The organism is Paraburkholderia mimosarum LMG 23256 = NBRC 106338 (genome assembly GCF_000739815.1).
GTDB classification, from domain to species: domain Bacteria; phylum Pseudomonadota; class Gammaproteobacteria; order Burkholderiales; family Burkholderiaceae; genus Paraburkholderia; species Paraburkholderia mimosarum.
The window spans coordinates 1-11,965 of the sequence record NZ_BBJJ01000121.1; the positions used below are offsets into that span (position 1 = coordinate 1).

Annotated in this window: 9 protein-coding genes and 3 pseudogenes; 6 read left to right on the forward strand and 6 right to left on the reverse strand. The window is 63.9% G+C overall.

Translation table 11 applies throughout. From position 1 onward, the window contains the following. From BMI01S_RS42195 to BMI01S_RS34425, 4 genes and pseudogenes are all read left to right on the forward strand, one after another. A pseudogene (locus BMI01S_RS42195) lies at nt 1–315 on the forward strand (IS21 family transposase); the annotation flags it as partial. Nucleotides 316–317: 2 nt separating this feature from the next. After that, nucleotides 318–1,085, forward strand: a complete 768-nt coding sequence (istB, locus tag BMI01S_RS34415) for an IS21-like element helper ATPase IstB (RefSeq protein WP_028215095.1) — start codon at nt 318–320, stop codon at nt 1,083–1,085. A 140-nt stretch (nt 1,086–1,225) separates the two neighbouring features. After that, complete coding sequence (locus BMI01S_RS34420) at nt 1,226–1,513, forward strand: type II toxin-antitoxin system ParD family antitoxin (RefSeq protein ID WP_036021554.1); 288 nt, start codon at nt 1,226–1,228, stop codon at nt 1,511–1,513. After that, complete coding sequence (locus BMI01S_RS34425) at nt 1,513–1,845, forward strand: type II toxin-antitoxin system RelE/ParE family toxin (protein WP_051381596.1); 333 nt, start codon at nt 1,513–1,515, stop codon at nt 1,843–1,845. The genes BMI01S_RS34420 and BMI01S_RS34425 overlap by 1 nt, the downstream gene beginning before the upstream one ends. Nucleotides 1,846–1,971: 126 nt before the next feature. Here BMI01S_RS34425 and BMI01S_RS34430 read toward each other — a convergent pair whose 3' ends face one another. Then, on the reverse strand, nt 1,972–2,229 hold the full coding sequence (locus tag BMI01S_RS34430; RefSeq protein ID WP_028215093.1) for a hypothetical protein: 258 nt from the start codon (nt 2,227–2,229) through the stop codon (nt 1,972–1,974). Between the two features lie 335 nt (nt 2,230–2,564). Between BMI01S_RS34430 and BMI01S_RS34435 the strand changes: the two genes are divergently transcribed. Next, complete coding sequence (locus BMI01S_RS34435; RefSeq protein ID WP_028215092.1) at nt 2,565–3,536, forward strand: DNA-binding protein; 972 nt, start codon at nt 2,565–2,567, stop codon at nt 3,534–3,536. A gap of 8 nt (nt 3,537–3,544) precedes the next feature. Further along, nucleotides 3,545–5,062 (forward strand): tyrosine-type recombinase/integrase, encoded by a 1,518-nt coding sequence (locus BMI01S_RS34440; RefSeq protein ID WP_028215091.1) that lies wholly within the window; start codon nt 3,545–3,547, stop codon nt 5,060–5,062. Here BMI01S_RS34440 and BMI01S_RS34445 read toward each other — a convergent pair. The 5 genes and pseudogenes from BMI01S_RS34445 to BMI01S_RS34465 all read right to left on the reverse strand — a co-directional run. Continuing rightward, nucleotides 5,023–6,384, reverse strand: coding sequence for a YecA family protein (locus BMI01S_RS34445; protein ID WP_028215090.1), 1,362 nt, complete (start codon nt 6,382–6,384; stop codon nt 5,023–5,025). The two genes, BMI01S_RS34440 and BMI01S_RS34445, sit on opposite strands and share 40 nt — an antisense overlap. A gap of 34 nt (nt 6,385–6,418) precedes the next feature. Beyond that, nucleotides 6,419–7,141 (reverse strand): annotated as a pseudogene (locus tag BMI01S_RS34450) (Tn3 family transposase); the annotation flags it as partial. Nucleotides 7,142–7,200: 59 nt separating this feature from the next. Next, a complete protein-coding gene (locus BMI01S_RS38410; protein ID WP_051381597.1) occupies nt 7,201–9,111 on the reverse strand; it encodes a tyrosine-type recombinase/integrase in 1,911 nt (636 codons plus the stop codon). A 146-nt stretch (nt 9,112–9,257) separates the two neighbouring features. After that, entirely contained in the window at nt 9,258–10,436 is a 1,179-nt protein-coding gene (locus BMI01S_RS34460) for a tyrosine-type recombinase/integrase (protein ID WP_042292355.1), read from the reverse strand. Nucleotides 10,437–10,633: 197 nt separating this feature from the next. After that, nucleotides 10,634–11,965 (reverse strand): annotated as a pseudogene (locus tag BMI01S_RS34465) (Tn3 family transposase); the annotation flags it as partial.

The following is an 11,965-nucleotide window of genomic DNA, read 5'->3' on the forward strand; positions in this document are numbered from 1 at the left end:
GACACCGAAGGCCGTGTCGGTCAACGCAAGCTCTGGGGCATCGTTGGCCTGGTCCGGCGCTATCCCCGTCGCCTGATCGAATCGGCCTGCGAGATCGCCATGAGAGAAGGCGTGCCCAGCTACAAGCACGTCAAGGCGCTGACCGAGCGTCTGCTGGAGCAGGCGCTAGCTGAACTGGACGCGCCCGTCCAGGGCGAACTGCCCTTGACTCAGGAACATCACCTCATCCGGGACGGCGACGACTATGCCGACCTGTTCACCCTCGGCGCCAAACATAGCGCCGCCATGCCATCAACCCATGGAGATCTCTCTTGAGCATGAGCCTTGCCGAAATCGACCGCGCCCTGCGCGGACTGCGCCTATCCGGCATCAGCGCGACACTCGAAACCCGGGTACTGCAGGCCCGGGCCAGCCAGCAGCCGTTCCTCGAAACTTTCTCCATGATTCTGCAGGACGAGCTCGATCGCCGGCAATCCCGGCTGCTCGAACGACGTTTCCAGCAGTCCGGACTGGACGAGCGTAAAACCCTGACCGACTTCGACTGGTCCTTCAATCCGAAAGTACCCCGTCAAGCCTGCTTTGAGCTACACACCCTGAAGTTCGTCGCCGATAGCGACAACGCGCTGCTGATCGGCAAACCCGGCACCGGCAAAAGCCACATTGCGAAGGCCATCGCCTACAACGCCACCCTGCAGGGGATGAAGGTGCGCTACGTCGAGTCCGACACCGTGTTCGCCGGCTATGCCGTGGAAACGCGCGCTGATCAGGACCGGTTGCTCAAGGCTCTCGTCGAGCCCGAACTCCTCGTGCTTGACGATCTGTTCCTCGCCAAACGCATTCCCGATGCCGCGGCCGAACTGCTGCAGACCCTGGTCCATCAACGCTACAAGCAACGCCGCAGCATCCTCGTCACGTCCAACCGCGTCGTCCAGGACTGGGGGCGCTACCTTCGCGACAGCACCATGGCTTCGGCGGTCCTTGACCGACTGCTTCATCGCTCCAAACTTCTCGAGTTTGAAGGCAAGAGCTATCGCCTGCGTGAAGCTGCCACCAGACTTGCCGTCACTGAGGAATCCGACGCATAATCCGCTCGTCCTGCCTGGGGGAATTTGCCACCCACAAGTGGAGGAGTTTGAACTGCCCATCGGGGGATTTGGCAGCGGATAAGCACAGGCACCACAGGGGTGTATGATAGTGTCATACAATCATGAATTGGGGTGCAATCATGGCGAGCGAACGCCTGACAATCACACTGACTCCGGAGCTGCTTGAGTTCGTCCGCGAGCGAACCGCAGAAGGCGACTACAACAGCGATAGCGAAGTGGTCAGAGACGGACTCCGTTTGCTGAAGGAGCGCGACAACGCCGTGCGTCAATGGCTGGCCGAGAAAGTGGTCCCGGGCTATCTTCAGTACAAGGCCAACCCGGAAAGTGCGATGACCCGGGAGCAGATCGAGCAACAGCTTGATCGGGACAGAAGCCAGCGTCGAGCGAAGAAGAGAGCGGCTGGTTGATGCAGTACAAGGTTCAATACCTGCCGTCGTTTTACGCGATGCTGCGCAATATCGAGGAATACATGGTCGACCACGATCGCTCGGACGCGTCGATCGATCGCTACCGGTCCGCCGTGTTTGATACGTGCGAAAAATTCGCCACCTTTCCGAATCGGGGGAGCCGGCACGACGACGTCATGTCGGGGCTGCGAACGTGGAACATCGAGGGCGAAACCATCCTTGCCTACGTCGTCGATGATGCGGGTCTGACGGTCACGTTCGTGGGCATCACCTATGGCGGCCAGAACTGGATGGAGATCTTTTCCATGCGCACTCTGGGTCCACTGCAGTGATCAACCCGATTTCGCGTGGTGGTACTGGGGGCGATCCTCAATTGAGTCCTACTTCGGCCGTTTTTTCGCGTAGCACAGCGGACCCCGAAGGTCCGCAGGGGCGCCGGGCATCCTGAATTGACATAGTCAGTCGAGATCGAACAGGGCCCGGTCGGCAGGATGGGACACTGCGTCGGCCATCATCTCCCGGAACTCGTCCTCATCCCACTCGCCACGCTCGACCCGCCGCAGGACAGCTTCGCCGACCAGCATAACCTTGCGTTCACGGTCGGCCCGTGACTGTTTGTACGCCTGGCGGCTGGCTTTCTGCGCGGCCTTGCGGGCTTCCTTGAGTTCGTCAACCTTGTTGCCGGTTGCTTCAATGCGCTTCTTGAGGAGGGTCACGTGCGTAGCTCCGGAGTGGGGTCCGCGTGCTTTTCGTGCCGTTTACCGGGTTAGCCGGCTCCAGGCCTGACAAGGCTTTCCGGTCTGCCCCTATATTAATTTCCAAATAAATCAAATAGTTGCTGTCTGGTCTTTTTGTATTGCGTGAAGACCTGGCCGGAGGGGCTTATCCAGCCTGTCGGGCTCTCGATCGGGTCAGTTGGGCTTGCATGGCGGCGATAAGGAATATTATTCTTGATCGCTATATATTTCCGGCGATGAAACTGATTATCTAACGTTAGAAATGTATGAAATAATCGTCTGAAAAATCGCCCGTTTTCCGCCTGGAGCTCGCCATGCCCCGTCCCGCCGCTGCCACCCCTGAACAGATCCGCGCCACCGTGCTGGCGATGCTCGCCGAGGCGGGTGACGCGACGCCCGTGAGCGGGGCGCGCTTCCGGCAGCTCGTGTCGGTGCGCAAACTGCGCGCACGGATCGGTGCCGGCGACCCGGCCACGCTCGCGCGGGCCCTCAACGTGATTGAGGCCGAGGTCGTGCGCGCCGGGCTGGCCGAAATCGCGATCCCCGGCATTCCGCCGGATATCGCCGAGCAGATGCACGCGCTCTGGCAGGCGGCCGTCACCGTCCAGCTCGACGACGTCGTACGCCTGAAGGCCGAGGCGCATCAGGCGGTCGCTGCGGCCGAGGCGGCGCGTACCGACGCCGGGCTGCGTGTCGAGCTGCTGCGTCAGGAAGTGACCGAACTGCGCGCGGCCCTCGCCGGCCGCGACACGGAGCTGGCTGAGCTGCGCGCGCAGCACGCCCTGCTGCGCGAACGGTATGCCGCGCTTGAGACCGCGCTGCAGGAGCGGCAGAGCCAGCTCGATGCCGCCACAACCGAACGGGCGACGCTCGAGCACGCGCACGCGCAAGGACTCGCCCAGGCGCAGCAGCGGTACGAGGCGCTGTCGAAACAGCTGCTGCAGGAAACGGCGCGCCAGCGCGAGGCGCTGAAGAAGGAACACGGGCAGTTCGCCTCGCAGCTGAAGTTCGCCGAGCGTCGTATCGCCGCGCTCGAGGGCGAGCGCGAGCGGCTCGAAGCGGAGCTTGCCGGTGAGCGGGCGACACGCCAGCAGGCGGTCGGCGAGGCGCTCGCGCTGAAGGCCGTCAACTCGAGCCAGCATGCGCAGCTCGACGAGCTGATGCGCGTGGTGTCCGGGCTCAATGTGCCGCGTCGGCCGCCGGCCGCCTCCGCGGGGCTGGCGAGCGCCCGGCGCACAAAGACCGCAGCGAAAGGGAGTGCCACCACGCGCGCGAAGAAAGCATGAGCGCCCCGATGAACCCGTCGGACTGGATCGATCACGGCACGCTGCCCCCGCAGCGCCTGCCGGCCGGCGCCGGAGATGCCATCGCGTATCTGGCCGATGTGCTCGGTCACGTCGTTTATACGCGCTGGACGCTCGCCATGATCAGGCAGCGTCATGCCTCACTGCCCGACGCGAAGGCGGCACGGCCGGCCGTCATGCGTGTGCTGCTCGACCATGAGGCCGCTGTCGAATACTGGGACCGCGGTCGTGTGCGTACGGTCACTGTCGACGCGGCGCCCGCTGCCGAAGCCGTGCTGGCCCGCGTGCTGCATACGCATCGCCGGCGCTTCAGGCCGGTACCCGAAGGCGGGGAGTTTGTTGCGACCGGTGAGCCGGAACGGGAGGCCGCGGCCCTGATGACCTTGCCCCCGCCGCTGGTCGAGTGGCTCGCGCGCGCCGGGCGTTTCGCGGCGGTGGCAAGCGCAACGAATACGCTCGGCGTCGGCGACGACGCCCAGGCGGCGGCGCTGTTCCTGCGCGACCGGGCGAGCCGTTCGCCACACACACTACGCGCGTACCGCACCGAGCTGCGTCGGCTCGTCACCTGGTGCGAGGCGCGTCAGCTCGGGCCGCTGTCCGACCTGACGCGCCATGACCTGCTCGCGTACCGGCAGGCCCTGCGCCGGCCAGCGCCGGAGACCGTGGGCGATACGCCGCGCAGGATGTCGGAGGCGTTGCAGTCCCGCGCGCTCGCCGTCATCGCGAGCCTGTTCCGTTACTGGACGGAAACCGGGTATCTGAGTGCCAACCCCGCTGCCGGCCTCGTGCGGGGCGGCCGTTCGCGCGCGAGCTTCGCGCCGCAGCGCATGCTGCCGCCGGCGTTGCTCGCCGCCTGCGATGCGTGGGTGACCGAAGCCGCTGCGGGCGACGATCCCCTGGTCACCGCGCGGCGCCGTGCGATCTGGGCGTTGTACCGCTATGCCGGCGTGCGGCTGATCGAACTCGTGTGGTCCGACGAGGCGCAGTTGCCGAAGGTCGAGGTCGACGGACATGACAGCTGGACTCTTCACGTGCTGGGCAAGGGCAGCCGCACGCGCGCGATTCCCCTGCCGGCGGTCTGCGTGTCCGTGTTGCGGACCTACCGTGAGTTGCGCGGCCTGCCGTCGCAACCACCGCTCCTTGAACACGCCGCACTGGTCCATGGACTCAAGGGCGGCTCGCTGAAGGGTTCGGGCCTGTATGACGAAGTCAAGGCCATCTTCGTGGCGGCCGCGGAACGTCTTGCGAACGCGGACCCCGAGGGGGCCGCACGCCTGCGGCAGGCGTCGCCGCACTGGCTGCGGCATGCCTACGCGCGACAGATGATCGTCGACCACCAGGTACCGCTGCCGGTGGCGCAGGCGCTGCTCGGCCATGCGTCGGTGCAGACAACCGCGGCGTACGCGAAAACGGATCTCTCGCAGTTGCGCGCGTTCGTCGAGGGGGCGTTCGCGTCGCACGACGCACCTCATTCGGTCGCGAGGCCCAGGGCGTCCCAGAGAAACTGAAGCGACACGGGCTCGCGCTGCTGCAATTGCGCCTGCCGGTTCTCATCCTGCTGGTAGGTGCGCAGCAGTCCCTTGACGCGCTCCAGCCCGGCAGGCGTGACTATCGCCTCGCGAGGCGATCGCCCGTCCAGGATCGGCATCGGTTCATCGGGCCAGTCCGCGTAGATACGCATCAGCGCCTGCCGGATAGCCGATGTCGCGAGCTCGGGTGGCAGATCGGCGGCCCCGGATGTGGGGGATGCATCGTCGCCCATGCGGCCGAGTGCGCCGACGGGATCCTGGATGTCGCGAATGCGAAACTCGACGGCGTCTCTCATGATCGCGTCGAACCAGTTGCGGCTGTCATCGGCATCGTGCTGCGTGCGGCAGAACACGATGAGATGTTCACCGTCGCGCGTGCGGCTGATGCCCGCGGCGCTGCGGACCTGACCATCATCGCAGTCGATGCGCCGTTCCCAGCCCTGCCCGGGATCGCCCTCGACATCGGGCTGCGCGGCGAGCACCGCGGCCACCTTCTCCCAATCGCGCACGCGATAGCGGTCGGTCACGAGCAGCAACGGCTCGTTGCTCGCGGCGTCGATCAGCGCGGGCGGCTCAAGGTCCTCGAAAAACTGCGCGAGCCACGCGCGACGGATCATGAAACTGAGCTCCGAAGCGGACGGCTCCTGTCCGGGTTCGCTGGTCTCGCGAATCCACCGAAGCAGATGGGCGGCCTGCATCGGGACGAAAACATGCATCGTGCCCGACAGGACGAATGCCCCGTTCTCCCGGATCACGCGCAAGCCGATGGTCGCGCCGAGCAGGTCGGCCTTGCTGCCCACGCTTTCGGAGACGATAACGGGCTCGACGTCCGGATCGAGCACATCGCACACGGTCATCGATCGTTGAGGCTTGACGTCGGTCACGGTGTAGAGCCGCAGCGGCGTTGTGGCCAGCTGCGTGAGCCAGGCGCGCTGGGTGTCACTGAATGTCGGGCCACCCGTGCCGAGCAGCAGGTCGGCGACACGACGCGGCTCGCCGCGCACCTGAATCTCGCCTTCGGCCAGCAACCACTCGTAGGTCTGACCGATGATGAACTCGCGGATATCCTCATCCAGGTCGCCGAAATCCTCGAGATCGTCATCGTCGAGGTCTTCGAACAAGGCATCGTCGATCGCCTCGCGCACGGCACGTCCGTGCCGGCTCTCGAGCCAGGTCAGCGCACGGGGAACGGCGCTGGACGGATCCTCGTCGCGGGGAAGGTCGGCATTGAGGCAGCAGTGCTTGTACTTCCTGCCGCTGCCGCAGGGACAGGGATCGTTGCGGCCGGGGCGATGGGTCATGGTGGTGGGTTACCGTGGTCACGACAGCCGCATGTTACCTTGCCCCGGCGAGGGCCGATACCGGAACGGCGATGGTGCTGGGCATGAGGCGACTGACGTACTCGGCGACCGGGAAATCGAACGTGCCGCGCAGGTTGATGCCTTCCAGCGCGGTGGGCGCAATGCGTCGCATGTGTTCGGCGATGACAGGGGCCTGGCCAAGCCGTTCGATGGTTTCGAGTGCGCGCTGCATGTGCATCGTGTTCCAGGCCATGACAGCGTTGGTAAGCAGCGTGAGCGCAGAAGAGACTGCGACCAGCGAATGCGGCTGCCGCGCGAGTTCGAGCGCAATCTTGCCCTGATGGATAGCGCGCTGCACGGTATGCACCGCCTCGCCGCGATTGAGCGCATGGTGCAGTTCGCGCCGAAACGCCGGCGTGGTGAAGTAGTCGATCAGGAAGATCGAGCGAAACAATCGGCCGAGATGCACGCCGCCGTCATAGAGGGGCTGGCCGCGCGCATCGGAACCGAAGCGCGACAGGGCCTGGACGGCCGTGCAGCGCCCGCTGCAGACAGAAGCGACCACGCGCACGAACTCATCCCAGATGGCCTCGATGGCCTTGACGCGTACGTCGCCGTCGGTGACATCCCTCAGCAGTTCGGGCACCGCGTGTCCGGCGGGCACGTGCAGTCGCCGGTCGCGCAGATGCGCCAGCCGGGGGCACAGATCGAAGCCGGCCCCACGTGCGAGCGCCATCGCGAAATCAGTATTTATATGGACATGTCGCCTTTTTGATCAATCCGTGTTCGGCATCAATCGGCGTACGCGCAGCCGAATCAATGGCAGAGAGGGTCACCGTCAGGTTCTCCCAGATCGGTCAGAAGCCGTGTGATCCGATCCGCAATTGACCGATGCCGCGCCTGCTCGTTGGGCCAGCCGTGTGCCTGTGCGTCCTCAGCCGGCGCCATTTCGAGCTTCCAGCGCTCCCGCAGACGTGGCACGTACGCGGGCGTCGTCAGGAACTTCGCGCAGGTCAGATACATGTCACACTCGCACGGCCCCTCGGCCGGCAGCCGCAAACAGTGGCCGAGTTCCAGTTCGGTTTTAAAGAAGTTGCACTTCAGCCAGTCTACAGAAGCCTTCGGCAAGGCGCCGCTGCGAAGCTGTGCTGCTGCAGGACCCGCAATGATTGAACCGGGCTCCAGAACGGATTTGTAGTCACGCAGCACTTCACGATCGCTGATCTGGGCATATACGAGTGACATCGACGCACTGCGATGTCCCAGTATGCTCATGATCGTATGCAGCTTTGCTCCACGCTCAGCCAGTTGCGTACCGACGGTATGACGGAAGCGATGGGGGCTGATGGTCCGACGGCCGTTACCGTCGACGATGCCTGCTGCCTGGCACGCCTGCTTCAACGAAACCTGGAAGAGATACGAACACGACAGCAGTCTGCCGTGCGACATGAACACGTATCGCGTTGGGGTGCCTGTGAGCTCGTCCGTAAGGGCCCGCTCGCCTGCCACATCCCGCTGGGCAATCAATTCCCGAAGCGCATTTTCCGCCTCTTCGTGCAACGGCACCATGCGTTCGCGGTAGGTCTTGCCCGCTGGCAGGCGCAGCCGGGCCGTTCCGTCCGGATAGCTATCGAGGCAATCGACAGACAGTCGCTGGATCTCTCCCTTTCGGGCACCAGTCCAGCGTGCAATCAGTAACGCGGTCCGTTGATACAGGCATTCAAGACCGGCGACGGCGCCCATCAGACGTGCAAGCTCGTCTGCTGGAATGAATCTCGGCACACGCAAGGGAATCTTCGGGATGTCGCCGATACCTAACAACGGTCGGGCGGGTGTATCGTCCCATTCCCACGTGGCGGTATTACGGAAGAATTGCGACAGCGCAGAAACATGTCCGCGTCTAGCCAGTGTTCCCAGGGGCTGTCCCGTTCTCGGGCTCGGTTGCTCAGACAGCGCAACCACATATTGCAGCACATCGTCCCGTGTGACCCGCGCAAAGCTTTCAATTTCCGGGCGCTCATTGTTCAGCCACACCATGAACCGGTACAGCGCAAGCTCGAATCGTTTTAGGCTTAGCGGGCGATCCGTGGCGCTGCGCGCGACGAGCCAGCGGTCCACGACTTCCTGCATGCGCGGCATTACCGGCTGCCGTTCCTTGATGCTACGCATGAACTTCCTTGGCTCAGCATGCAATTGCCCGCGATGGAACAGCAGCAGCTCGAGCTGATTTACGCGCAGCGTCCAGCTCTTACGGAACATCTCGAACTTTTTCGACGCGCTCGGATAGAACTCCACCAGATCGTCACTGGCGAGAAACGCCGCTACCGCTTCGCGCAGCCCCCGAATGTGCTCACCATCGAGCGCTGACACGTGAAGGCATCCGGTGTGTAGCATGATCCGGCTCACGCTCCAGCGCACCGTCGTGTCGATGCCGATTGTGCCGAAGCCAAGTCGTCGGGCGTCGGCCTGGAGGGCGTCGATTCCGAGGTCCAGTCCCATTTCTCGCGCCGCTTCCGGAACGAACAGCGGACTGCAGGCGAATAGCCATCGATAGTCAAACTGGACGAATCCGTGAAGCGCCAGAAACAGAAGAAACGGTTTGGCCATGTGCGATAGCTCCGCGTCAAGGCCGTACTCCTTTCTCGCCGGAATATTGCCGACGCGGATGGCCAAGGGCTCCGCAAACCAGCCCTGGAGGTCGGGCCAGCGACGCACGAAGCGGCGCATGTCATTGAGCTTGCGATGGCCCCGACTGGGAGAACCAGGCAGCGAGTTGGCGAACGCCGCATATTCCGATTCCGGACAATACGAACATGCGCGACGTGGTATGTCGCTTGATCTGGCCGTGAGGTTTCGCGATCGTGGCATCGGTATTAGACCGCTAGGCTGGACGCCGGGACGTCAGTCACGGATTCAATCCGCTCAAGACCCAGTGCCCGCCGGTAATCGGCTACAACCTCCCGATCGGAGACGCGGGTATAGATACGCGTCGACTCGGGCGATGCATGCCCGAGCCGTCTCGGGAGTGTCAACTCGCGCATGCCCGCTTCCCACATGCGGGTGGCGTGGGTGTGACGCAGGCTGCGTGGCGTCACCCAGGGCTCCCGAATTCCAGCCCGTTCGCACGCACGGGTAAAGAGCTTGAACAATGCAGGATAGCCCGGTGGCTCAAGCCGTCGTGTTCCAGCGCCGCCGATGAGGAATACGAACGGACTGTCGCCATCGCTCGGTCTTTCGGTCATCACGTACCTGTTGACGATTTCCAGCGTGGCGGGTTCGTGAAGATCAACCACACGCTCGAAGCGTGACTTGGCGCGTACGCCCTTCGGATGGTCGTTGCGATATCTAACCATGACGCGACGCTGGCCGTAGCGTATGTCCTCCAGATGCAGGCCCAGCGCTTCCCCTGGCCGCAACCCGCCATCCAGCATCAATCGCAGGATGGCCTGGTCACGCTGGCTATGCAGTTCCGCAAAAAGCGCATCGATCTGTTCATCCGACATCGGACGCGGCAACCGGTCCACGGTCTTGACGGAAACGCGCCTGCGCAATGGCCTCTGACGACTCGCGCCGTCCATGAAAGGTCGATGTCTGCCGCTCACTCGCTGCTGCTGATGATCGAGCGTCTTCTCGAGCGGGTTGGCGCTGTCCAGCTGGGCCGAGAGGATGGCGAAATCATAGAATGATGAGACGGCGGCAAGTATCCGGTTGACGGTGGTCGCGGCCAGCTGTGTCATTGGCTTGCCATCAATCGACCGCGCCTCTGCAATCGATCGTCGGCGCGGTGACAATGGGATCCTGAGCGATCTCAGATAGCCGAGAAATTCGACGGTATGCCACACCCTGAACTCCCGCCACTCCAGATGCTGTTGCGAGAGAAAGCGCCACAGGTGCTGCAGATCGTGAGCATAGGCAACCAGTGTGTTCGGCGAACAGTTCCGTGCTGCCAGATGCCGCAGGTAGAGGTTGACGACGGGCACAGATTCGCCAGCGTCATCCAGCAACTCGACACATCTCTGTCCGCCCGGCAGAAATGTCTTGCGAATCTCCATGTCGGCCTCCTTTCCAGCGACGGGAGCGACACCTCATGCCGGTGCCGCTGATGTGCCGCACGCGTCTCGGACATCTCCAGGCCGGCTGGCCCGCTTCGGGCTACGCCCTGCGCTGGCCAGCCGGCCTGGAGATCGGTCTGTTGCTCCCTATATGCCCTGTGTCGATGGCAGAACGATGACGGTGTCCATGTAACAACAAATCCGTGAGTATCCACAGCAATTTGCGCGACGTCGTCAATGCTGTCCTGGCGAATGACGCCCTCGATCGCGGCCCCTGCCTGCCGCTGGTTTAGCAGGATGGGCTGATCGTAGAAGACGCCCCGGCGGTCGTGCACGTGCGTGTACATGCCGATCGAGCGCGTGCGCCGGCGTGGGTCGGCGCGGGCCTGCCAGACCGTTCGGGCAGTCTCGAGCGACATCATGTCTGATGAAGCGAGATCCGCTCGCCCCCAGTACTGGGTTACCGGATGGCTGTGCATAAACTGCAGCACGGCGTCGGCTGCCTGACGCAGCAGCCGTTCATCGGCAATGCGGCGCATCATCTGGCGGATCGCCTCGGCCGACAGCTCGGGTACCATGCGCGCGATGTCGGCGGCGGACATCGAGGTGCCATGCGCGAGGATGGCGGCGTAGACCATCAGCAGTTCACTGCGCGAGCGCGGCTCGCGCCCCAGCAGGATCCAGCTGAAGCGTACCTCGCTGTCCACCTGCAGGATGATCTCGGGCAACTGCCGTCCGGGCGTGACGCGAACAGGGGCCGGCGCAGGTCCTCGACCGCCTTCTGTCCCGGCTCGGCCTTCAGGGCATCGAGATGAACCGCGGCGTCGACGTGGACTTCGCCGCGTTCGACTGCTTCGCTCAGACGCTCGAGGCCTTCGTCAAGGTGCTTGATGACAGGTTCGAGAAACACCCTCGGATCCTGTGGCAAATCCAGCTGCCCGTAGAAATGGTTGCGCTGACGTTGCCAGTCGTCAGCGGGGATCAGCAGCATGCCGAGGCTGCGAAACGAGAAGCTGTGCTCGACATAGACCGATCCATTGCGCAGGGCCACCCGCAACGCAAAGAGCGTCGCCCATTCGAAGGCGATCAGCGCGTCGGTGCGGTTCTCGCTGGCGATCATCCGCTGCCAGGCCCGTCCAAGCGGGATCTGCGTGTCCGCCGGCAGATCGACCGCCTTGTTCGAGTAGCGCTCGCGCAGCAAGGCGAGCGCATCCATGACCGGATGGGCGGTCTGCGCCTGGAAAGGCAGGTCCAGCAGCTTTGCAAGCAGTGCACGCGCCACGCGCCGCTTCGAGACGAGCTGTGCCCGCATCAGGCTGGTCCGACTGGGCGCCTCCTGTTTGAGGACTGCGTCCGCCAGTTCGCACAATTGCCTGGCAAGCACATCGCGTGTCAGGTCCCTGTTGCCTGCGAGCGCCTTGACTGCCGTGGCAAATTCGCGCAGCTGCGCCTTCAGATCCGGGCGCGAGGCGGCCACCCGATCATTGGCTGTCCTGATCGCCTTGCGGACCCAGTCGCCGAGCATCGAC